25 protein-coding genes are annotated in these 23,347 nt (G+C 29.3%); 11 read left to right on the top strand and 14 right to left on the bottom strand.

The window, feature by feature from the left end; all coding sequences use genetic code 11:
* Positions 1–11: 11 nt before the first annotated feature.
* Together CSPT_RS03405 and CSPT_RS03400 are read right to left on the bottom strand one after the other, a co-directional pair.
* Entirely contained in the window at positions 12–815 is an 804-nt protein-coding gene (locus CSPT_RS03405) for a carbon-nitrogen family hydrolase (protein ID WP_089182309.1), read from the bottom strand.
* Positions 812–2,740 carry an ABC-F family ATP-binding cassette domain-containing protein gene (locus CSPT_RS03400; RefSeq protein ID WP_089182308.1) on the bottom strand — a complete coding sequence of 643 codons (1,929 nt, stop codon included), beginning with the start codon at positions 2,738–2,740 and terminating at the stop codon, positions 812–814. The genes CSPT_RS03405 and CSPT_RS03400 overlap by 4 nt, the downstream gene beginning before the upstream one ends.
* A 120-nt stretch (positions 2,741–2,860) precedes the next feature.
* On the opposite strand from CSPT_RS03400, the gene CSPT_RS03395 reads away from it, so the two are divergent.
* The 4 genes from CSPT_RS03395 to CSPT_RS03380 are packed head-to-tail and all read left to right on the top strand — an operon-like array spanning position 2,861 to position 6,827.
* Positions 2,861–3,526, top strand: a complete 666-nt coding sequence (locus CSPT_RS03395) for a response regulator transcription factor (RefSeq protein ID WP_089182307.1) — start codon at positions 2,861–2,863, stop codon at positions 3,524–3,526.
* Positions 3,520–4,857, top strand: a complete 1,338-nt coding sequence (locus CSPT_RS03390) for a sensor histidine kinase (protein ID WP_089182306.1) — start codon at positions 3,520–3,522, stop codon at positions 4,855–4,857. The genes CSPT_RS03395 and CSPT_RS03390 overlap by 7 nt, the downstream gene beginning before the upstream one ends.
* Before the next feature lie 36 nt (positions 4,858–4,893).
* On the top strand, positions 4,894–6,216 hold the full coding sequence (locus CSPT_RS03385) for an MATE family efflux transporter (RefSeq protein WP_255410832.1): 1,323 nt from the start codon (positions 4,894–4,896) through the stop codon (positions 6,214–6,216).
* Positions 6,192–6,827, top strand: coding sequence for a M48 family metallopeptidase (locus tag CSPT_RS03380; RefSeq protein ID WP_089182305.1), 636 nt, complete (start codon positions 6,192–6,194; stop codon positions 6,825–6,827). The genes CSPT_RS03385 and CSPT_RS03380 overlap by 25 nt, the downstream gene beginning before the upstream one ends.
* A 14-nt stretch (positions 6,828–6,841) precedes the next feature.
* On the opposite strand, the gene CSPT_RS03375 is transcribed toward CSPT_RS03380, so the two are convergent.
* Positions 6,842–8,311, bottom strand: coding sequence for a sulfatase-like hydrolase/transferase (locus tag CSPT_RS03375; protein ID WP_089182304.1), 1,470 nt, complete (start codon positions 8,309–8,311; stop codon positions 6,842–6,844).
* 248 nt (positions 8,312–8,559) lie between these two features.
* Between CSPT_RS03375 and CSPT_RS03370 the strand changes: the two genes are divergently transcribed.
* Genes CSPT_RS03370 through CSPT_RS09410 form a run of 3 tightly spaced genes read left to right on the top strand, consistent with a single transcriptional unit; the run spans position 8,560 to position 9,035 of the window.
* A complete protein-coding gene (locus CSPT_RS03370; RefSeq protein ID WP_033915554.1) occupies positions 8,560–8,772 on the top strand; it encodes a hypothetical protein in 213 nt (70 codons plus the stop codon).
* Entirely contained in the window at positions 8,765–8,920 is a 156-nt protein-coding gene (locus CSPT_RS09335; protein WP_089182303.1) for a type II toxin-antitoxin system mRNA interferase toxin, RelE/StbE family, read from the top strand. Before CSPT_RS03370 ends, CSPT_RS09335 begins: the two co-directional genes overlap by 8 nt.
* The gene (locus tag CSPT_RS09410; RefSeq protein ID WP_089183306.1) at positions 8,892–9,035 is read left to right on the top strand and encodes a type II toxin-antitoxin system mRNA interferase toxin, RelE/StbE family; all 144 of its coding nucleotides are present in this window, start codon (positions 8,892–8,894) and stop codon (positions 9,033–9,035) included. Before CSPT_RS09335 ends, CSPT_RS09410 begins: the two co-directional genes overlap by 29 nt.
* Positions 9,036–9,360: 325 nt before the next feature.
* Here the strand turns inward: CSPT_RS09410 and CSPT_RS09375 are convergent, their stop codons facing one another.
* Positions 9,361–9,921: a type II secretion system protein gene (locus tag CSPT_RS09375; protein WP_089182302.1), complete on the bottom strand. Its 561-nt coding sequence runs from the start codon at positions 9,919–9,921 to the stop codon at positions 9,361–9,363.
* A gap of 153 nt (positions 9,922–10,074) precedes the next feature.
* On the opposite strand from CSPT_RS09375, the gene CSPT_RS03350 reads away from it, so the two are divergent.
* A complete protein-coding gene (locus CSPT_RS03350; protein WP_089182301.1) occupies positions 10,075–10,752 on the top strand; it encodes a lipid-binding SYLF domain-containing protein in 678 nt (225 codons plus the stop codon).
* A 119-nt stretch (positions 10,753–10,871) separates the two neighbouring features.
* Here CSPT_RS03350 and CSPT_RS03345 read toward each other — a convergent pair whose 3' ends face one another.
* The 7 genes from CSPT_RS03345 to CSPT_RS03315 are packed head-to-tail and all read right to left on the bottom strand — an operon-like array spanning position 10,872 to position 16,137.
* Positions 10,872–11,243 (bottom strand): fluoride efflux transporter FluC, encoded by a 372-nt coding sequence (locus tag CSPT_RS03345; RefSeq protein ID WP_089182300.1) that lies wholly within the window; start codon positions 11,241–11,243, stop codon positions 10,872–10,874.
* Positions 11,240–11,917, bottom strand: coding sequence for a lysophospholipid acyltransferase family protein (locus CSPT_RS03340; RefSeq protein WP_235610082.1), 678 nt, complete (start codon positions 11,915–11,917; stop codon positions 11,240–11,242). Before CSPT_RS03340 ends, CSPT_RS03345 begins: the two co-directional genes overlap by 4 nt.
* Positions 11,895–13,190: a hypothetical protein gene (locus tag CSPT_RS03335; protein ID WP_089182299.1), complete on the bottom strand. Its 1,296-nt coding sequence runs from the start codon at positions 13,188–13,190 to the stop codon at positions 11,895–11,897. Before CSPT_RS03335 ends, CSPT_RS03340 begins: the two co-directional genes overlap by 23 nt.
* Positions 13,187–13,852, bottom strand: coding sequence for a phosphoribosylformylglycinamidine synthase subunit PurQ (gene purQ / locus CSPT_RS03330; protein WP_089182298.1), 666 nt, complete (start codon positions 13,850–13,852; stop codon positions 13,187–13,189). Before purQ ends, CSPT_RS03335 begins: the two co-directional genes overlap by 4 nt.
* Positions 13,849–14,085 carry a phosphoribosylformylglycinamidine synthase subunit PurS gene (gene purS / locus CSPT_RS03325; protein WP_089182297.1) on the bottom strand — a complete coding sequence of 79 codons (237 nt, stop codon included), beginning with the start codon at positions 14,083–14,085 and terminating at the stop codon, positions 13,849–13,851. The genes purQ and purS overlap by 4 nt, the downstream gene beginning before the upstream one ends.
* Before the next feature lie 8 nt (positions 14,086–14,093).
* Positions 14,094–14,813, bottom strand: coding sequence for a phosphoribosylaminoimidazolesuccinocarboxamide synthase (gene purC / locus CSPT_RS03320; protein WP_267254467.1), 720 nt, complete (start codon positions 14,811–14,813; stop codon positions 14,094–14,096).
* 16 nt (positions 14,814–14,829) lie between these two features.
* Positions 14,830–16,137 carry a S41 family peptidase gene (locus tag CSPT_RS03315; RefSeq protein ID WP_235610081.1) on the bottom strand — a complete coding sequence of 436 codons (1,308 nt, stop codon included), beginning with the start codon at positions 16,135–16,137 and terminating at the stop codon, positions 14,830–14,832.
* Positions 16,138–16,329: 192 nt separating this feature from the next.
* On the opposite strand from CSPT_RS03315, the gene CSPT_RS03310 reads away from it, so the two are divergent.
* Genes CSPT_RS03310 through bioA form a run of 3 tightly spaced genes read left to right on the top strand, consistent with a single transcriptional unit; the run spans position 16,330 to position 21,796 of the window.
* Positions 16,330–18,903 (top strand): ATP-dependent Clp protease ATP-binding subunit, encoded by a 2,574-nt coding sequence (locus CSPT_RS03310; RefSeq protein WP_089182296.1) that lies wholly within the window; start codon positions 16,330–16,332, stop codon positions 18,901–18,903.
* Between the two features lie 4 nt (positions 18,904–18,907).
* Complete coding sequence (locus tag CSPT_RS03305; protein ID WP_089182295.1) at positions 18,908–19,777, top strand: Ppx/GppA phosphatase family protein; 870 nt, start codon at positions 18,908–18,910, stop codon at positions 19,775–19,777.
* 54 nt (positions 19,778–19,831) lie between these two features.
* On the top strand, positions 19,832–21,796 hold the full coding sequence (bioA, locus tag CSPT_RS03300; RefSeq protein WP_089182294.1) for an adenosylmethionine--8-amino-7-oxononanoate transaminase: 1,965 nt from the start codon (positions 19,832–19,834) through the stop codon (positions 21,794–21,796).
* On the opposite strand, the gene hisG is transcribed toward bioA, so the two are convergent.
* From hisG to CSPT_RS03285, 3 genes are read right to left on the bottom strand one after another with little or no spacing between them, the layout of a single operon-like run.
* Positions 21,791–22,405 (bottom strand): ATP phosphoribosyltransferase, encoded by a 615-nt coding sequence (hisG, locus tag CSPT_RS03295; protein WP_089182293.1) that lies wholly within the window; start codon positions 22,403–22,405, stop codon positions 21,791–21,793. The two genes, bioA and hisG, sit on opposite strands and share 6 nt — an antisense overlap.
* Positions 22,405–23,025, bottom strand: a complete 621-nt coding sequence (locus CSPT_RS03290) for a type III pantothenate kinase (protein WP_089182292.1) — start codon at positions 23,023–23,025, stop codon at positions 22,405–22,407. The genes hisG and CSPT_RS03290 overlap by 1 nt, the downstream gene beginning before the upstream one ends.
* Positions 23,012–23,344 (bottom strand): hypothetical protein, encoded by a 333-nt coding sequence (locus tag CSPT_RS03285; RefSeq protein ID WP_089182291.1) that lies wholly within the window; start codon positions 23,342–23,344, stop codon positions 23,012–23,014. The genes CSPT_RS03290 and CSPT_RS03285 overlap by 14 nt, the downstream gene beginning before the upstream one ends.
* Positions 23,345–23,347: the final 3 nt, after the last annotated feature.

The following is a 23,347-nucleotide window of genomic DNA, read 5'->3' as shown; positions in this document are numbered from 1 at the left end:
AAATTTAAAATCTATGGCAAAAAGCTGTCGTAGATTTTAAATTTAATATCATTTAATATATTCATTTTTTCTTTTGTTGCTAAAATTTCATCTAAATTTATATCGCAACTTTGTATATTTTCTTTTTCATCAAAACTCATAAGTTCCTCGCCAAGCGGATTTACAAGCATTGAGTGTCCGCTTAAAATACCTCCATATACTCCCCCACAAGCACAAGATGAACATATAAAAATTTGATTTTCTATCGCTCTTGCTTTTATCAATGTTTGCAAATGATTTTTCCTGCTAAGTGGCCACTGGGCTGGTAAAAAAACGATACTAACGCCATTTAAAGCAGCTATTCTAAATATCTCCGGAAATCTCAAATCATAACATATAAAACAACTACATTTAATGCCATCTATGTAAAAATAACTTATTTTATCGCCATTTTCAAAGTAATTATGCTCTTTTGATGGAGTAAAAAGGTGTATTTTGTCATACTCGTTTATAACATTTCCATTTCTATCAAAGCTATAATTTGTATTGTAAATTTTGTTATTTTTTAAATTTATAACACTTCCAGCTACGATATTTACGCTATATTTTTTAGCAAATTCTCCAAAAATTTCTTTTGATTTTTCGCCATTTTTATCAGCAAGATTATATAAATTTTCTTTTGGAAAAAAGCCCAAATTTAGCGTTTCAGGCAAAACTATGACATCTGGTTTGACATTCATTGCATCTTGCATTTTATTAACTATATTATGATAATTTTTATCGCTTTTACCCATAATTATATCAGTTTGAATTATGCAAATTCGTAATTTTTTCAAGATAAATTTTCCTTAAACTCTAAAACTTCAAAATACTCATTTTCTAGCTTTTCAAGCTGTTTTTTATAATATTCAAGCTCATTATATAGTTTTTCAAGCCCTATTTCTTGATAAATTTGAGGCGTAGATAGTGCATGATTTAGCTCTTTTATCTTGTTTTCTATATTTTCTATCAAAGCAGGATGTTCTTCTAAAATTTTATTTTGCTTATAACTAAGTTTTACTGCGTTTGATTTTTGCTTTTGTTTTACCTCTTCATTTTGTAAATTTGATGAAATCTCATCTATCTCTTTTAACTCATCTTCATATTCTAAATACTCACTATAAGCCATATGAGTTTGATTTATAGTGCCATCTTCAAAAACCCAAAGTTTAGTTGATAACTTATCTACAAAATATCTATCATGACTTACTATTATAACTGCACCTGTAAAATTTAGCAAATAATCTTCAAGTATATTTATGGTAGCAATATCAAGATCGTTTGTAGGCTCATCAAGGATTAAACATTCGTATTCTTTTGTGAAAAGTTTAGCCAGTGCTAAGCGGTTTTTTTCTCCACCACTTAATGTACTAACTGGCTGATCTAAAAATTCTTTAGGAAACAAAAAATTTTTAAGATACCCAAAAACATGCATAAAATGACCCTTTACCATTATGTGATCGCCACCATTTGGGCAAAAATTTTCTATCAAACTTTTATCTTCATCTATATTTCGCCTTGTTTGATCAAAATATCCTATATTTATATCTCCTCTTTTTATCTCTCCGCTATCTAGTTCAAGTTCTCCTAAAAGTAGCTTTAAAAGTGTGCTTTTACCGCTTCCATTTCTACCAACTATGCCTATTCTCTCACCTTGTAAAACTCTAGTACTAAAATCATCTATAAGGTTTTTTCCGCCAAGAGTTTTTGAGATATTTTTGCATTCAAAAAGCATTTTTTTGCGGTTTTGGCTAGAGCTTTGATTAAAATTTTGAGTAGCTCTTTGAAGCTCAAGTTTAACCTTTCGTATTATGCCAGGATTTTTCTTTGCCTCTTCTCTCATAGCAAAAACACGCTGTTTTCTACCTTCATTTCTTTTAAGTCTTGCTTTTACGCCTCTTCTTAACCACTCTTCTTCGCTTTTTAGCTGTTTTAAAAGAGTTTCATGAGTTTTTGCTAAAGATTCAAGTATTTCTTGTTTTTTAATCAAATAATTACTATATCCACCACTAAAACTTGTGATTTTACCATCTTCTATCTCCACAACCCTAGTTGCAACCTTATCTATAAAATATCTATCATGAGAGATAAATACTATAGTTTGATTTGAGTTAAGAAGCATATCTTCTAAAAATTTAACCATATAAACATCAAGATGATTTGTAGGTTCATCAAGTAGCATTACATCAGGTTTTTTTAGTATCAATGCGCCAAGTGCAGCACGCCTTATCTCGCCACCACTTAGGCTCATTATAGATCTATCTTCAAATTCTTTTAGTTTAAAATTTTCAAGCACTCTTTGAATTTTATTTTCTATATTCCAACCATCTTTGCTTTCTATAAATTTCATAAGCATATCAGCGGTTGCTAAAAATTCTTTATTATTTGGATTTTCTGATATCAGATGTAAAGTTTTTTCATACTCTTTTCTAGCTTCAAAAATTTCATCTAACTCTTTTTTTAAAACTTCTTTTATGCTCATATTTTCATCAAAAGTTGGGTTTTGAGAAAACATCTGTATATTTATACCATTTTGAGTTATAACTCTACCATCATCAAGGCTGTAAATAGAACACAATATTTTCATAAGAGTGGATTTTCCGCCACCATTTTTGCCTATTATTGCTATTCTTTCTTTATCATTTATACTAAAATTTATCGCATCTAAAATAACTTTTGAACCAAATTTTTTACTTCCGTCTATAATGTCGATTATCGCCACTTATTTACCTTATTTAAATTTAAAACATTGTATAAAAAAAGCACTAAATTTGCACTAAATTTAGCTTTATTGAATAATTAAACATATTTTAGATAAAATACATAAATTTAGGAGCGCCTTATGAAACAACTCATAGCAGTAATTGATGATGAAGAAGACATTATAGATTTATTAGAATACAATCTTCAAAAAGCTGGTTATGAAGTAGTAGGATTTTTAAATACTACAAAGGTAGAAAAGTTTTTAAACGAAGAAAATGTTGATCTTCTTATAGTAGATAGAAATTTAAAAGGTATAGAAGGAAGTGATTTTGTAAGGGAATTAAGAGCAAAAAACTACACTATTCCAGTTATCTTTCTTAGTGCAAAAACAACCAATAATGAAAAATTACAAGGATTTGACGCTGGTGGAGATGATTACATAACAAAACCTTTTAATATAGAAGAACTTATCGCCCGCATAAAAGCTCTTCTTAAAAGAACTTCAAAAAACTCCAAAATATACGAGCATAGAGATATTTTCATAGATACTCAAAGTAGAGAAATTTTAATTGAAAATAAACATATTGAGCTTACCAAACTTGAACTAAATTTACTAATAGAGCTTATCAAAAATAAAAATGTAGTTTTAAGCAGAGATTACCTACTTCAAACTATATGGGATGGCGAAAATACCAACGATAAAACAGTAAATATAGCCATTAAAAGACTAAGAGAAAAAATAGATCCGAATAAAAATAAAAATTATATCAAATCCATCCGCGGCGAGGGGTATATTTTGTGCTAAAAATAAATCATCTTTTTTTAGCTAATTTTTTCATCATTTTTCTTATCACATTTGGAACATATACATTTTTTTCATACAAGACCCAAAAAGATACTACGGAAATTTCACAGCAACAAAAAATTACAAATATTTCCAAAATTCTAAATCACGAAAGCTTAAATTTAAATCAAGAATTTATAGATTATATATCAGCACAAACAAAGCTAAATATAGGAATTTTCGATAAGGAAAACTCGCCTATTGTATTAAGCGATAAAAGCTTAAAAGATATAGTTTTTATAAAAGAATTAAAAACCGCAGAGATATTTGAATTTTTAAATCCAAATTCCAAACAAATGCTTGGATTTTATTTGCAAAACAAAAAATACAACATATTAATTACCTCAGAAAAAAAGCAAACAAAAACAGATATGAGTCTTTTTACAAAGAAAGGTTTTAACATAGCTTCTATATGTTTTATAGTTCTTTTTATCATATATAAAATTTTTCAAACGCACATAGAAAAAGAGATATATAAAATAATTGACTTTTTAAGCAATATTTCACAAAGCAATTACAATGTAGCTCTAGAAAACACAAAAAGTACCGACCTAAAACTATTATATGATAGTTTAAATTTAACAAAAGAAAAATTACAAGAAAAGGATAAAAAAAATAGAAAAAAATCAGCCAAAATTCGCTTTAGAAATATGCAACTTGAAGCAATTTTAAGCTCAATATCACACGAGTTTAAAAACCCAATTGCGATAATTCAAGCTAGTATTCAAACTATACAAAATGATCCAAATATGGACATAGCAACAAAAAATAAATTTACAAACAAGATAGAAAAAAACTGCATAAAACTAACAAATCTTATAGATAGATTAAAAATAAATTTAGAAGATGAAGAGATAAATATAAAAAAGACGGATTTTGATATATCTCAACTTGCAAAAGAAGTAACTCAAAGTCTGCAAGAAAAATATCAAAATAGAAATATAATTATAAATAGCGATAATAACAGCATTATGAATGCAGATAAAACTATGATAGAGCAAGTTATAGCAAATTTAGTAGAAAATGCACTTAAATACTCAAAAGACGATATTTTAATAGAGATAAAAAATGGTAAATTTATGGTTATTGACAAAGGGATAGGCATACCACAAGATGAGATAAAACTCGTCACAAAGAAATTTTACCGCGTAAATAAAAACAACTGGAATAACTCTTTTGGATTGGGGCTTTACATAGTTAAATTTATGCTTAAACTTCACGATATTTCATTAATCATACTAAGTAAAGAAGGTGTTGGCTCTCAAATAGGCTTTAAATTTAAACTTTTTTGATAAAATTAGCTCTTACCTCATTTTTACGGATGAAACTTGAAAACTTTTTCTCTTAGCAAATTAGCTTTTCCAATCTATCTTGATATGATTTTAAAGCTTGCAACTATAATCATAAATACATATATGATAAGCCTTATAGATGTAAATTTAGTTGGAGCTATGGGAGCTGGAAATCAAATTTTTAGCCTTTTTGTAACTGTGTTTAGTTTTTTAGCTGTTGGGTGCTCTGTTTTTGTAGCTCAAGCACTCGGGGCAAATTTGAAACTAATTGCACTAAAAGCAACTCATATAAGTATATCTTTTAATGCTCTGCTTGGCTTAATTTGTGGCATTTTGGTTTTTATTTTCTCAAAAGAAATACTTCATCTTTTAAACATCCCAGACATACTTTTAGTAGATGCGACACATTATTTAAGGGCATTATCTGTTGTATTTTTCATAGATGCCATAGCCATACTAATATCAACTATAATTAGGGTTTATGGCTATACAATGCATATTTTAGTAGTTTCTATCATAATAAATTTAATAACCATTATAGGAAACGCTATAGTTTTATTCGAGCCTTTTGGTATGCCTCATCTTGGGCTACTTGGAGTTGGAATTTCAACAGCTTTTGGTAGATTTATCGGTATTTTTATGCTGTGTTTTGTGTTATTTGGGATAATAGGACTTAAATTTTATTTTGCAATGCTTTTTAAATTTAAACTCTCTATACTGCAAAAAATACTCTCAGTTGGTATGCCAAGTGCTGGCGAAAATCTGCTTTGGATAGGTCAGTATCTAGTTGCTTTTAGTTTTGTAGCAAGTATGGGCGAAAATTCGCTAAGCGTTCAGACTATATACTTTCAAATTTCGGCTTTTATATTTTTTGGAGGAAGTGCCATAAGTATAGCAAACGAAGTCATAGTAGGAAGGCTTGTTGGATCAAATGAGCTAAATTTAGCATACAAAAAAGCATTTCTTGCACTTAAAGTTGGTATTTTTAGCACGGCGATATTTTTGTGTATAGTTTTGTTAGCAAAAGAATTTATAATGAATCTATACCACTTAAATGACGAGCTAAAAAATATAATGAGACCACTATTTTATCTAAGCCTTGTTTTAGAGCTTGGCAGAACTTTAAATATCGTGATGGTAAATTCTCTTCGTGCAAGTGGTGACGCAAAATTTCCTTTTTTAATGGGGATAATTTTTATGTGGGGAGTTTCTTTGCCTGTTGGATATTTTCTTGGAATCTATATGCAAATGGGAATTTTAGGAGTTTGGATTGGTTTTGCTTGTGATGAATGGCTAAGAGGACTTGCAAATACCTATAGATGGAAAAGTAAAAAATGGCAAAACAAAAGACTTGTATAAATTTTCATAACTTTGAAATTTTCATAACGATAAAAAAGATAAAATACGCACGACTTAAAGTTAGTAAAACTGGCGAAATTTCGCTTAATATCCCCTATAATTTCAATGAAAATTTAGTCTATGAAATGCTAAACAAACACAAAGAGTGGCTAGAAAAAACTTTATCAAAAATAAAATCAAATCTTTTACCAAAGGATAAAATTAGCTTTTTAGGTGAAATTTATAACCTTAAATTTGATGAAAATACTAAAAAAACAGAGTTTATAAAAGACACTTTAATAACCAAAAATGAAGCAAATTTAGAAAAATTTCTAAAACAAAAAGCTATAGAAATTTTTACGCATTATATAAATTTATACAAACCACATATCAAAAAACCCATAAACCGCATTTGCATACGCAAAATGTCGACGCGTTGGGGAAGTTGCAATACCAAAAAAGGTTATATAAATTTAAATTTAAATTTGATTTTTAAAGATGCGGATTTGATAGAGTATGTCATCTTACACGAGCTAACGCACCTAATATATCCACATCATAAAAAAGAATTTTATGAATTTATAAAAAATCTAATGATCGATTATAAAGATAGAGAGAAAAGATTAAGATAGCTTTGTTTTTAAAACTACTTATACTCTACGCTATCGCCTATCATCATTGCACCTTGATAAAATAGATCTGGGATACTTTTGTTGATTGACTTTTCTTTTAAGATATTTCTACCCAAATTCATCTCATCACTTATCCCCATATAGCCCAAAAAAGTAGTAAAAGTATCAAGCGATGAACCATAATTTTGCACTATTTTTGTGCCATTTATATCATCATCCAAAATCGTAAAAAATAGTTTAAAATCTCCCATTTTTTCATCACTCATTCCATCAACGACACTATAAGGCAACAAATGATCGCTTTGCATAACTATGATTGTATTTTTGGAGTATTTTGAAGCCCTGATTTTATTTACAAACTCTCCAATCAAAAAGTCAGTGCATTTAGCAGCATTTAGCATAGAATTTGAGCCATCAAGGTATTTTAAATTTTCACATTTTTTTGAGATAAAGCCACTTGGAACATGCATTCCTACATTTAATACAACTTGCAAAAACTTATCCTTACTTTGAGAAAGTCTTAAAAAGTCATCAAAGGCAAACTCAAACATTTCATCATCATCCACGCCCCACTCGTTTAAGCTTTTCGCACCTCTTTTTAAGAGCTCTTCTTTGCCTTGCATTTCATCATACTTCATATATTCTAAAAACCCTCTTGTGTTTTGAAACTCTAAACTAGCACCTTTTATAAAATAAGTATAATACCCTAGCTTTTTTAAAAGCTCATTTGCACAAATCATATTTGAGTTTTTAAAATTTGGTTTAGCTCCCATTAAATCTGTATATTTTTCTTTTTTTTCGCCATATATTGTAACAGAGTAAGGATAACCACACGCACTTGCAAAAAGTCCCTCTAATGTAATACTAGCACCATTATTTATTTGATTTATATTAGAAAATTCAAGTCTATTTGATAAAGCATTGATATTTGGCGTTAAGTTTTCAAATTTAGTAGTGAAATTTCTACTAAAACTCTCCAAATAAATATAAACTATATTTTTATTTTTTAAAGGTTTTTGAAAAACTGGCTTTTTATAAATTTCACTAAATTTCTTAATAAAAGCTGGATGATACTGAAAGTTTAAGATTATATACATTTGCAAAAGCGAGTTTGTAAGCGGATTAAAACAAATGGCTAAAACCACGGAAATTCCCCACAAAATATTTGCAAATTTAAAACTCTTTTTAAAAGAATTAACTCTTTTACAAACTATAACACTAAATAAAACAGTAGCAAAAACAAGGGCTAAAATAAATAAAATCTGTTTATAAAAACTTAAAAGTGGTGCTCCTTTAATGCTAATTAAAAAGATATTTAAATTTCCAAAATTTAAGTAACTTCCAGTGTAGTGAAACAATAAGACATTAAAAATACTAACTAAGCAAAATAAAAAGCAAAAAGCAACCCCAAAAATCTTAATAAATTTATGTTTTACAAAAAATAAAAATAGTAAAGATAAGATAAAAAACGAAATTGAAATCATTTAATTTTCCATAAATTTTGCTTTTAAATTAACAAAATTTCTAAACAAGATTGTGTAATCTTTAAAAATCAAATTCCCTGCCTTGCTATATTTTGTATCTATTTTTGCAATTATCTAAATTAAAACTTTGAAATCATCTAAACCAATTATTATAATAAAACTTACCTTAAATTCCATTGCGTAATACACAAATTTAAAGTAATAATTTAAAAGAAATTTAGTATAATGAAAGCAAAAAAAGGAAAAATATGATTATAACCATACCAAATGCAGACGCAAGTTTGATTGCTATGTTAAATGCTATAAATCAAAAGTTAACTAAGTCTTATAAGATTATCACAAATCCATCAAATGAGCTTTTAGAAGCTATAAAACAAAGTGATGAAATTATAAAAAATCCTAGTAAATTTAAATTTTACACAAACATTGATAAGCTTTTTGATGAGCTAGAAAATGACTAAATTTAAAGTCGCATATACAAAAAACTTCAAAAAATCTTTTAAAAAAATAAAACACGATAAAGACTTAGTAAATGAGTTAAAAAAAGTCGTCAATATGTTAACAAATGGTGAAATTTTAGATAAAAGATATAAAAATCATAGCATATAAAAACCACGAAGAATGCCATATAAGACCTGATTTTTTACTAATTTATAGAAAAGAAAATAAGATTTTAGTATTAACTCTTGTTGATTTAGGAAGTCATAGTGAGCTTTTTGATTAGTTTTTTATAAAATAAAATTTTGTAAGTAACTTTAAGGATTTACAGCAATATATTTGTGCTAAAATAGCGGTTGCTAAACTCCTCCATAATCACAAAAAACAAAAATTTCCCTCACATTGATTAGATTAATTAGAAGTAGTAAAATTTAATTTTAGTCAAAATAAATTAAAATATTGATTTTTATAAATTTAAATAAATTTAGAAAAATTTGAAACTTTTATACAAAAATATTTAGGAATTCTTATAGAAAAAGGATTTTATATTTTAAATTTAAAAAGCCCCTTAAAAAGGGGCTTGTAGTGTTTATAAAATTTCTAATAATAAATTAGAATTTAACACCCATTCCACTTACTGCAAACTCTCCTAAATTACTTTCAACATTGCCTATTACGGCAGCTTTGCTACTCGTTTTAGCAGTTGTGACACCTGAATAACTAAATTTACCTTTTAAAATCTTATCAATTGATCCCATACTATGAATTTTTTTACACATAGGTTTGTCGGTATTTAGAGCTGTAACTGCTATATAAGCTGGTTTACCACTATTAACTACAGTTTCATTTATAGGATTTTCTTTATGTAATACAACTTTAAGACAATCAATTCCAGCTGCTGCCAAATTTCCTTGTGCACCATCGCCATCATCAGCACCCTTTTGTGTTGCTGTAAGTTGAACATTTGTCATTTGCGATAACTCACTAGAAAAAGCCCCTTGGGAAGTATAATAAGCACCTAAATCACTTATAATAGTTGAAAGATTTGTAGCTGCTTTTACAGCCTCAGCATCATCTCTAGTTGCTGAAAGTCTTGGGATAGCAACTGCTGCTAAAATACCTAAAATAACGATCACGAAGATCAACTCAATCATAGTAAAACCTTTTTTCATGGTTTTCTCCTTAATATAAATTTCATCTTACATACTCTTATATAAAATGCTCAGCAATTGTATTACAAATGTGATGAAAGTTTGCTTAAATTTATCTAAAAATTAAGCAAAAAAGTGTATAATCACACACAAATATGATTTAAGGAATTTAAAATGAAAAAACTTTTACTCATAGCCACATTTTTAGTTAGTTTTTTAAACGCTGATATAGTTCAAAACCAAAGAGTATATGCAGCTACAAATTTATTGCAAGATTTTGCAATTGATAAAAAAATAACTCCAAATAGTAAAAATATGAAAAATGTAAGAGCCATAGCGATTATACCTGGACTTGAAAAAGGTGGTGCGGTGCTATCTTTTCAAGGTGGAAAAGGAATTTTTGTGATGAAAAATCACGATCACACTTGGTCTTCTCCTCTGTTTTTTGACTATAGAGGTGCTGGACTTGGTTTGCAACTTGGATATCAATCAAGCGATGTTATAATGCTATTTTACACATCAAGATCATTTAAAAACTTTTTTGACTCTCAAATAACACTAGAAGCAAATGCAAATGCAACTTTTGTAAATGGAGTTGGAAGTGGCTATAAAAACGAGATGGGAGAACTTGCAACATATATAAGAAGTAGTAGTGATAATAAAGGTGTATTTGTAGGAGCAAGTATCGATAGTGCTATGATGAGAATAAACAATCAAGATACAAACGACTACTATGAGAGAATGTATGATTATGAGGATATACTAAATAACTCTCCAAAAGAGTCAGTTCAAACAAAGGCTCTTAAGAAAATTTTAGAAAAATACTTCGGAACAGAACATAATTTCAGATAAATTTGAGATAGCTTAAAGCTATCTCTAAAAAACTCTTGCTTAATCTAAAAACTTGCGTGTAAATTCTAGTTTATTTTAAACGCCGATAAATGGCTTTATTGATAAAAGCGTTGTATCTTTTAAATGCAAAATGCTTTAGCGACGAAATTTCCTATATAACAAAAAGTTAGGCACAATAAAACATTTAAAAAGATATTTATACATAACTTCATAAATTCGCCATTTTGTAAATATATAAAATTTTCGTAACTAAATGTGGAAAATGTGCTAAGTCCACCCAAAATTCCAACAATTATGAAATTTTTTAAATTTGATGATATAAGAAAACTTAGAAAAAATCCTATAAAAAATGAAGATATTAAATTTACTATAAAAGTAGAAAAATAAAAGTATGTTGGCAAAAGCTTAATGCATAAAATACCAACATAAAATCTAAGCACAGCGCCTATAAAACCGCCAAATCCAACAGCAAAAAATGAAGCTATATTCATATATTTTTATTTAAACACTCTTGCATTTTTACCCTAGTTTTTTCAAGCCAATTTTCATCGCTAGTATCAACTTTATCAAGAGCTATAACTTTTATAGTTCCTTTGCTTAACTTAAAACCTTGACTATCCATAATTTTTCTAGTATTTACAAGAACGATGGGTTGGACGCTTAAGCTTAGTTTTTGAGTTAAAACCTTAGCACCAGTTTGAAATTTAAGAAGTTTATCTCCCCTACTCCTTGTTCCTTCTGGAAATATAGCTATGATTCTACCATCATTTAATCTATCTTTTACATCTTTTAAAAGCCCTACTATAGATCTTGGATTTTTACGATCAATTGGTATCATTTTTGGTAGTTTTAAAATAAGCCCTATTATGGGAATTTCCCCTATTTCTTTTTTGGCAATCCAGCTTAAATTTCTTGGATAAATACTTTCTAAAACTATGATATCAAGCAAACTTTGATGATTCATCAAAATCATATTTGCACTATTGTCAAAACTACCATGAAAATCTATTTTAATGCCTATAAAAGCGAGTTGAAATTTAGCCCAAATGAGTCTTATTTTATGATTATGTTTTCTAAATATACTCATTAGTAGTATAACCAATAACACAGAGAGAATAAACTCAACACTATAAATAAAAGCTCTAATTTTTAACCAAAGTTTCACTTTTTACCCATCCTATTTGATCATCTTTCATAAGGATTTTTTTATAATCATCTTTGCTACCAAGTATCTTTACGCTTTCATTATTTTTTGATATATAAAAAATAGTAGATCTTTCTGTTGGGATAATCTGAACATTTGAGTTTGCCATAAGTGTTGCTTTACCAAAAGGATTATAGCTATAAATGGCAATTGCTATAAAAAGAACGCTTAAAACAAGCATATAATACTTTCTTTTCCACACAAACATAGCAGCAAAGAAAAGTATCAAAGAATACACAAGCAAATCTTTATAAAATTTAAACTCGCTTTCTTGTGGATTTAATCCTATTTGAGTGCTTATATCATCGCCTTCAACTTCAACTTTCAAAGAGAAGTTCTCAAATTTCTTTGATTTTGTATTGTAGTAGTTAAAATCCAAGCTTTTTAAAGCAGGGTCAAATGTTACAAAATAAAATGCACTTTGATTGCTATAATCGCCTTTTATAGAATCAACGCCTTGCTTTATTATGTGTTTATTGTTTAAATGAAAAAGCGACAAATCGCCGTTTTTTACTCTTGCTTCAACAACCATTATGTAATTTTTATCATCAAAATGACTTGTTTTATACTTCAAAATCTTCAAATCGTCTGCAACTATTTGCGAGAAATTTGAATTTGTATTTAATATGCTTATCTTTGGAAATTGCGGAGATATAGAAGCAGACTGATAAAATTCGCCATTTTTATTTAAAGTTAGTTTTAAGTTTATGTTAGAATTTGAGCTATTTTTTATCACAGACCAAATTGTAGCTTTATACTTGCCATTTCCTACATCAATCCACTCAAAATTAGGATTTAAAATTTCTAAATTTGATGATGTTGTTATGTCTGTATGCATAGATATATCTATATTATCGCTAATATCTGCGATAACATCAAATTTAAAAATCTCATTTTGCAATACGCTTTTTGGCATATTTAATACATTTAAATTTATTTTAACTGGTTCAACTTTTTCGTAAATTTGTTCATCTTTTAAATTTAAATTTACCTCATCAGTTGGAGCTACGCTTTGCATCTCTTCTACGCTAATTTGATTATTTTGGTTGTTTTGTTGCGTTTTTTTATCTGCCTGTGAATCTTTTTGTGTAGATTTAAAAAGATCTAAAATTTTTGTATCTTTTTCATCCTTTTGAGTATTTTCTTTAGATAACGCCTCATTAAACATATCAAATACACTAGGTTCGCCAAAAAGAGTTGATATGAAAAGTATAGATACTAAAAAAAATCTCAATATAAGAGTCCTTTTAGCATATTTATACCATCTTCACTTCCTAGAATCTTTTCTACGGCTCTTTCAGGATGGGGCATAAGACCAAAAATCTTTTTATTTTTATCACAAATTCCAGCAATATCATCAACTGATCCATTTGGATTTAGCGAATTTCCAAACTCATCGCAGTATTTAAGCAAAACTTGCTCGTTATCATACATAGCTTTTAAGCTATATTCATCAACAAAATAATTTCCCTCGCCGTGTGCTATAGGAATATTTAAAATATCATTAATGTTAAATTTAGAAAGAAATTTATTTGAATTACTAACAACTCTAAGATAATGAAACTTAGATATGAAAGAAAGACCTATATTTCTATTCATTGCTCCATCTAAAAGCTTTAACTCTAGTAACATTTGAAAGCCATTGCAAATTCCTAAAACATAACCACCTTTTTTAGCATGTTCTACAACAGCTTTCATAATAGGACTAAATTTAGCAATAGCTGCAGTTCTTAGATAATCTCCGTAACTAAATCCACCAGGTAAAACTACCAAATCAGCATTTATGCTATCTTCTTTATGCCACAAAATTTCAGTTTGACAATCTAGTTTATCAAAAGCGTATTTTGTGTCTCTCTCGCAGTTTGTGCCTGGGAAATTTATAATGGCTACTTTCATAATACTATCTCATAATCTTCTATAACTGTATTTGCAAGCAGTTCTTCGCACATTTTTTCTATATCTTTTTTGATATCGTTTTCATCTGCTTCTTTTACATCTAAAACTATTTGCTTGCCAATCCTAACACTATTTATGCTATCAAAACCAAGAGAGGCAAGAGCATGCTCTACTGCCTTGCCTTGTGGATCTAAAACTCCGCTTTTTAATCTTACATTTACAACTACTTTCATTACAAACCTTAAGATAAAATTCTTCTCAAAACTTCTTCATAAGCGACTTTTACATTGCCAATGTTTTGTCTAAATCTATCTTTGTCTAGTTTTTCATTTGTTGTAGCATCCCAAAAACGACAACTATCTGGACTTATTTCATCAGCCAAAAGGATATTTCCATCTTTATCTACACCTAGTTCTATCTTAAAATCAACTAATTTAAGATTTTTTTCTTCAAAAAATTTAAATAGTATTGAGTTAATTTTTCTAGCTATTGATTTTAATTTTTCCAAATCATCTTGAGTTTTTACGGCGCCAAGTATTATACAATGCTCATCATTTAGTATCGGATCGCCCAAATCATCGTCTTTATAACAAAACTCAACTAAAGAAAATGGAAGCACTGTGCCTTCTTTTATACCAAGTCTTTTTGTAAGAGAGCCTGTGGCTATATTTCTTACAATAATTTCAAGTGGAACTATTTGACATTTTCTAACAACTTGTTCAGTATCGCTTATAGTCTCAACAAGAGCTGTTTTTATACCGTTTGATTCAAGAAGTTTAAAAAGCTGTGTGCTTATTTTATTATTTAACGCACCTTTACCACTCTCGCTTGATTTTTTTTCACCATTAAAAGCAGTTAAATCATCTTTAAATTCAGCTATCAAATAATCCTGGTCTTCATTAACAGACCACATTTTTTTACCTTTTCCCTCGTAAATCATATCTTTTTTTGTGATTTTCATTTTTAATCTCCTTTCCTTAATGATTAATTTGTATATTTTGAATTTTAATAGTATCTATAGCAGTTTTAAGCTGTATATCTTCCATAACCTGAGTTTTTGTTATCATATCTTTTTTATCTTCTTCTGTTTTATTATCGGTTTTATCTGATTTCTCAACTTTTTCAAGCTCACTTTGTAAATGTTGTTTTAAATCACTCTCTTTTATGTTAAAATCAAACTCTTTTCTTGGAACAGCTCCAGGATAAACTACAAGATCTGGTTTTACACCAACAGCTTGTATAGTTCTGCCACTTGGCAGATAATACCTTGCTATAGTAAGCCTTATAGCTTCTGATTTACCAAGAGGCATTACCATTTGAACGCTACTTTTTCCAAATGTATTTTCACCTATAATAATAGCTCTTTTATGATCTTGAAGCGAACCGCTTACAATCTCGCTTGCACTTGCACTTCCACCATTTACTAAAACAGCAAGAGGTGTGTCTGTTATTTTTTTAGAAGCTTTTGCATTAAAAATCACATTTTCATTGGAATTTCTGCCTTTTTGAGAAACTATAACCCCATCTTTTACAAACACATTTGTAAGATTTACAGCCTGATCTAAAAGCCCGCCAGGATTATTTCTAAGGTCTAAAACAATTCCTTTTACTTTTGGATACTTTTTAACTGCTTCTACGACTTTTTTTTCTACATTTTGATCAAAATTCGAAACTCTTATGTAAAGTATATTTTCATCTTCTATCATTTTAGCTTTAACAGAATCAACTTTTATAATATCTCTTGTTATCTTAACTTCAATCGGTTTTGGCTCACCTTTTCTAACAAGCGTAAGAGTTATGTCTGTTTTTGGTTCGCCACGCATTTTTTTAACGGCTTCTTCTAAATTTGTATTTATAGTAGAATTTCCATCTATCATTAAAATAACATCACCAGCTTTTACACCAGCTTTATAAGCAGGTGTATCATCAATAGGGGCAATAACCGTAAGTGCACCATCTTTCATACCAACTGTTATGCCAAGTCCGCCAAACTCGCCACTCGTTTGAACTTGCATATCTTTGTATGATTTTTCATCAAGATAACCAGAGTGTGCATCTAAATTTGATAAAAGCCCAGAAATAGATTTATCTATGATATCGCTTAAATTTAAATCATCTACATAATAGTTTTCAACTATAGACATTACTTTTGTCATTTTTGCCAAAGATTCTGTATTTTTAATAATAACGCTATCTTCTTTTGCAAAAAGCTCTGTTATGCATAATACAAAAAATACTATAGCTCCAACCAAGCTCAACCTTAAACCATCTTTTGAAAATTTCAACTTTAATACTCCTAGCTCTATTTTAAAACAATATTTTAGTCTTAATTCCCTAAAAAAGATATAAAAATATTTTTATTTTTACTATTTTAATTTAAAAAAATTATGCATAGTTAAAAATATTTATTAAATAAACTTGACATTATTAGACTAAAATTATATAATATCAGCATTATAAATATAAAAGGATTAAAAATGGCGAATGTATTTGAAATTCTAACAGATCAAATGAGAACAAATTTAGAAAATAGCGTAGGTTTAGCACTTCATAGCAAAAATAGCGAAGTTAAAGTTATCCACCTGCTTTGGAATTTGGTAGTTGATTCAAATTCGATTTTAAATCAAATTTTTAATAAACTAAATATATCAAAACAAGCCGTAGAACTTGATATAAAAAGCTTAATACAAAATTTGCCTACATCTTCAAATGTAACAAAAGAAAACATAAAAATAAGCTCAGAACTTGTTAATTCTTTTGAAAACGCAAGAGGCTATATGGCAAATTTAGGCGATAGCTTTATAGCTGTTGATACTTGGATTTTAGCAAATTTAAACAACTCTCCTATAAAAGATGTATTATCAAAATTTGCAGATTTAACAGATATAAAAAAAGAACTTGATTTAATAAGAGGAGATAGAAAAATAGACTCTCAAACCAGCGATGATACCCTTGATAGTCTTGCTAAATTTGGTATAGACATAACACAAAAGGCTAGTGAAGGAAAACTTGATCCTGTTATAGGGCGAGATGAAGAAATTCAAAGAATGATGCAAATTCTCATAAGAAAAACTAAAAATAACCCTATATTACTTGGCGAGCCAGGTGTTGGTAAAACTGCGATAGTAGAGGGTTTTGCACAAATGATAGTAAAAAAGGAAGTTCCAACAAGCCTTGCAAACAAACGCGTTGTAGCACTTGATATGAGTGCGTTAATCGCTGGTGCAAAATACAGAGGTGAGTTTGAAGATAGGCTAAAAGCTGTGATAAATGAGGTTATCAAAGCTAAAAACATTATACTTTTTATAGATGAAATTCACACCATAGTAGGAGCTGGTGCAAGCGAGGGATCAATGGACGCTGCAAATATACTAAAACCAGCCCTTGCAAGAGGCGAACTTCATACCATAGGTGCAACAACTCTAAAAGAATATAGAAAATATTTTGAAAAAGATGCCGCCCTTCAAAGAAGATTTCAGCCTGTAAATGTACCTGAGCCAACTGTGAATGAAGCATTGCAAATTTTACGCGGCATAAAAGAAAAACTAGAAGTTCATCATAATGTTACAATAACAGACAGTGCTTTGGTTTCAGCCGCAAAACTAAGCAATAGATATATAAGTGGAAGATTTTTACCGGATAAAGCAATAGATCTCATAGATGAAGCAGCAGCAGAGCTTAAAATGCAAATAGAAAGTGAGCCTTATGAACTAGCAAAGGTTAAGCGAGATATAATGACACTTCAAGTTGAAAATGAAGCTTTAAAAATGGAAAACAATCCAAAAAACGATGAAAGATTAGCAGAAATTCAAAAAGAGATAGCAAATTTAAATGAAAAGAAAAATGCATTAAATTCACAATTTGAAAACGAAAAAGCCGTTTTTGATGAAATTTCATCATCTAAAAAAAGTATAGACTCACTAAAAAATGAAGCAAATTTAGCAAAAAGAAATGGCGAATTAAACAAAGCTGCAGAGATAGAATATGGCAAAATTCCAGAAGCACAAGCTAAGATAAAAGAACTTGAAGAAAAATGGGAACATATGAAAGAAAACGGCACTTTGCTAAAAAACCAAGTTGATGAAGATTTAGTAGCTGGAATTTTAAGCAAATGGACCGGTATAGATGTATCAAAAATGCTTACAAGCGATAAAGAAAAATATCTAAATGTTGATAAATATCTAAAACAGAGCGTTGTTGGTCAAGATGAAGCTATTTTTGCTCTTTCAAGAGCTATTAAAAGAAATAAAGCTGGTCTTTCTAATGAAAATCGCCCAATAGGTAGTTTCCTTTTTCTAGGGCCAACAGGCGTTGGAAAAACACAGAGCGCAAAAGCTTTGGCTAAATTTTTATTTGATGATGAAAAAGCTTTGATCCGTTTTGATATGAGCGAATATATGGAAAAACACAGCGTTTCACGACTACTTGGTGCACCTCCTGGATATGTTGGATATGATGAGGGCGGACAACTTAGTGAAGCGGTTAGAAGAAGACCTTATAGTGTGTTACTTTTTGATGAGATAGAAAAAGCCCATAAAGATGTTTTTAATATTTTGCTTGGAATATTAGATGATGGTAGAGCAACTGACAATAAGGGTGTTACGGTTGATTTTAAAAATACAATCATTATACTCACATCAAACATAGGCTCAAATTTCATAATGGATTTACAAGGAGACGATAGAGATAAAGCTATAAAAAATGAGTTAAAAAACTACTTTAAGCCGGAATTTTTAAATAGGCTTGATGATATAATAATATTTAACCCACTAAGCGAGGACAATCTAATTGATATTGTAGATATAATGTTTAAATCTTTAGAAAAAACGCTAGAAAATCGCTCAATCAAATCAAGCATTACAAATGATGCAAAAAAACTAATTGCCTCAGCTGGATACGATAGGGATTATGGCGCAAGACCATTAAGAAGAGCTCTTTATGATTTGGTAGAAGATGAAATAGCTGAGAAAATTTTAAAAGATGAGATAAGAAGCGGCGATGAGATTATCATAGATGCAAAAGGCGAAGATATAATCATAAAAAAAGTGTGAATATATGGTAAGTAGCATAGATTTAGGATCAAATACGCTTAGAATTTGCGTTATGGATGAAAATAAAAATATCGTTAGCTCAAGCGAGGCTATAGTTGGCTCAGCAAGAAATTTAAAAAAAGATGGAAAACTCGATAATGAAGCAAAAAAGCGTATAATGTCAGCACTTGAGAAATTTACACATAAATATGATCTTTGCAAAAGCAAGGCAGTTGCAACTGAAGCTTTTAGAATGGCAAGTGATAGTGATGAGTTTTTTAGGGAAATTTATGCCAAATTTGGCATTAAATTTGAAATAATTTCAGGCGAAAGCGAGGCAAAACTTACCGCACTTGCCATAAAAAATAGATTAGAAAAACTTCAAATTTATGATAAAAATGCACTTTTTATAGATTTGGGTGGCGGAAGCAGCGAGATATCTTTTGGGGATAATTTTAAGAGTTTTAAATTTGGTATAGTTACATTTTTTAATGAGTTTAATTCTTTAGAAAAAATGCAAGAAAATGCTGATTGTGTCGTAAAAAATGCTACTAAATTTATACAAAAATTCAATTTTGACAAAGTTGTTTTAACCTCTGGAGTTCCTACAACTTTGGCTGCATTAAAGCTTAAAATGGATTATCAAAGTTATGATGCAAATTTAGTAAATGGAACAAAATTAAGCTACGAAGAGATAAAAAACGCTATCAATGAAATATCACTTTTAGATGTAAATTTGGCAACAAAACTGCTAGGAAAAGATAGGCAAATTCTTATGATAGCTGGATGTATTTTACTTACAAATATGCTTAAAAATTTTAAAGATAGAGAATTTATAGTCATAGATGATGGGCTTAGAGAAGGAGTTTGCTTATATCAACTTGCAAAACGCTAATAGCAATTTTAGATTTTTGTAGTATAATCCTTGCTTAACTAAAGGAAGTATAATATGAAAAAATCGTATTTTATAACAGCAACAGGTACAGATGTAGGAAAAACATTTTTTACTACGCTGCTATTAGCTAAATTTATATCTCTAGGGATAAATACAAGAGCTATAAAGCCAATTGAAACAGGCTTTGAAAGTAGCGAGGAAATACCGCAAACTAGCGATATAACCTCATATATGAGCGTTGATAAAAATAACTGTTTTATGCCAGTTTATACTTTTAAATATCCAGCTTCTCCGGATTTTGCAGCAAATTTAGAAAAAAGTAGTATTGACATAAATAAAGTTTATGATTATTGTATAAAACATATGCAAAGCTCAGATATTACGCTTATTGAGGGAGCTGGTGGTATTTTGGTACCGCTTAATAAAGAACAAAATTTCTCCCACCTTATCAAAATGCTAGGAATTAGTGTAATTTTAGTGGTTGAAAATAAACTTGGAGCCCTAAATAATGCTATTTTAAATATTGAATTTTGTCAAAATAATGGCATAGATATAGCTTGCATTGTTATGAATAAAACAAATTTAAATGATAAAATCGCTATTAGTAATATAAATTTCATAAAAGAAAAATACGATATTGCACTAATAACAATACCATATATCCAAAACAAAACATTCAACACACTCGTAAAAGAGGTAGATTTTAGTGAGTTTTTAAACGATTTAAACATTCAAAATGATGAGTATAAATTTGATAGTAAATTTGATAAAAATCATCTTTGGCACCCATATACTTCTATGTTAGAGCCGCTAAAAACATATTTTGTTAATTATGCTTACGATAAACATATCTTTACAAATCAAGGCAAACTACTAGATGCTATGAGTTCATGGTGGGCTGTGTGGCATGGTTACAATAAAGAAAATATCAACAAGGCTGCAATTTCACAAATAAATAAATTTTCTCATGTGATGTTTGGCGGAATTACGCACGAACCTGCCATAAATTTAGGCAAAAAACTAATTGAAATATTGCCATCAAGTTTAGAACACATTTTTTATAGCGACTCAGGTTCAGTTAGCGTAGAAGTTGCCATAAAAATGGCACTTCAATATCAGTATAACAAAAACCCTAAGAAAACAAAAATTTTAACCCCTTTTGGAGGTTATCATGGCGACACTTTTGGAGCTATGAGCGTTTGCGACCCGATAAATGGTATGCACTCACTTTTTAAAAATACACTTGCAAAACAGATATTTTTTGAAAAACCAAAATGTGCTTATGATGAGCAGTTTAAAGAGAGTTTCTTAGATGATTTAAAAATAAAACTAAAAGAGCATAAAGATGAAATAGCTGCTATCATACTTGAGCCTATAGTTCAAGGTGCCGGTGGAATGCGGTTTTACAATAAAAAATATCTTAAATTTATAAGAGATATTTGCGATAAAGAAGATATTGTTTTGATATTTGATGAAATTGCAACTGGTTTTGGTAGAACCGGGGAAATGTTTGCTATGGATTTAGCAAAAGTAACGCCTGATATAGTATGTCTTGGAAAAGCTATAACAGCCGGATTTATGAGCTTTGGCGTAACCATAGCAAATAAAAAAATAGCTCATGGAGTATCAGAAAATAATCTACCTTTTATGCATGGACCAACATTTATGGCAAATGCGATGGCTTGCAGCGTGGCACTAGAAAGTATCAATACTCTGCTTAACTCAAATTGGAAAGAAAATGTGCGAAATATAAGCATATGGCTAAAAAATTCTCTTGAAAAATGCAAAGAATTTGATATAGTAAAAGATGTTAGAGTTCTTGGAGCAATCGGTGTTGTTGAGCTAAAAACAGATGTAAATATGGAACGCATTCAAGAATTTTTTGTTAAAGAAGGTGTTTGGTTAAGACCTTTTGGAAAGCTAATTTACACAATGCCGCACTTTAACTTCGATAAAAACGATATAGAAAAAATTTCTAATGCTATTTATAAATGTATAAAAGAAGGAGCTTATTTATGATTTTACGATATTTGAAATTTTATAAAAAAGATTAAAAACTTCATCTCTTTTTACGATATAGCTAGTTTTATTTGCTATAAGATGGGCTGAGCTATCCATTATAGTTTCAGCCACTTTAAGACCATTTTGCTTCATCGTAGCTCCAGTTTCAACAACATCCACTATAATATCAGCAAGTCCGACAAGTGGGGCTAATTCAATAGATCCATAAAGTTTGATTATATTTGCAGCAATTGCTTTTTTAGCAAAATATGTTTTTGATATATTTGGCATTTTTGTCGCTACTTTTATCTCAGGAAGCGAGTAATCAAGCTCTTCATTTTGTCTTATACCAACACAAACCCTGCATTTTCCGATACCTAAATCCAAAAGCCTAACAACTTCTGGTTTATGCTCCTCTAACACATCAAGACCAACAACGCCAATATCCGCAGCCCCGTTTGTAACATAAACCGGAATATCTTGATTTCTTACCATAAGAAATTTAAAATTTCCTTTTTGAAGTATAAGTTTTCTGTCTTCAAATAAAAAATCATCGCTAAAAATTTCGCTAAAAATTTTCAAAGTGTCATCAGCGATTCTACCCTTTGGAAGTGCAACTGTTAACATTACAATCCTTTTTCTTTTATAATTTTTAACATTCCTCGAAATGAAGCGGTTTTATCATATATAGCTTTGTCAAAAAATTTTATAAAAAACTCGCCGTCACCACCTGTAAAAAATATCTTTTTACCTTTTGACATATATTCCACGATTAAAACTATAGGCAATATTGTGCCGTAACTAACAGCATTTAATGTATTTTGAGGAAAAGAATCCAAACTTATTTGCGTATTTAATCCAACATTAAGCCTTGGAGAAATTGAACTATAAGCCTTTTGTAAAAAAGAAAGACCCGGAAGTATAGTACCGCCAAGATGAACGCCTTGATACATAATATCTATAGTAATAGCACTTCCAGCATCAACAATAGCTCCATCGCTTATAGCATAGCAATTTGCTATCCTATCCACACCAAGTCCAACATAATCACACTCTAACTCGAAATATGGTTCTAAGTCTATAAAATTTGAATTTGAACTAATTTTATCTTTTACAGACTCATTAACATTTATAATATACACTTTTTCTTTTGGCACATAAGACATAAAGTTAGCTATATCCATACTACTTATCTTGCCATCATCAAAAAAATTTGCGTTTGTATTTCCAACATTACACAAAAGCATAACTTTTCCAACCTTTTTGTTTAAATGCATTTAAAGTTTTTGAGCAAATATCAGAGTTATAAAAACATATAAGTTTTTTAATATTTACGCCAGTTTTAGTGCAAATTTGAAAATGCAATTCTTCTATAAATTCAAACTCTTTTAACAAAAATCTACTTTTAGCATTTCTGATTAAAACTATAGTATAAAAACTCTTAGTATCTACACCATAATAGCACTTATATGTTCTTTTTTTTGTAAATTTAGAAAGGTCAATATCTTTTAAATTTTTTAAAAGTATCTTTTTATCTTCAAAAAGCTTACAAATTTCTTTTTCCATGAT

The sequence above is a fragment of the Campylobacter sputorum subsp. sputorum genome, from assembly GCF_008245005.1.
GTDB lineage: Bacteria > Campylobacterota > Campylobacteria > Campylobacterales > Campylobacteraceae > Campylobacter_F > Campylobacter_F sputorum.
Note: the sequence above shows the minus strand (reverse complement) of the source record. Positions and strands in the feature narration are given on the sequence as shown.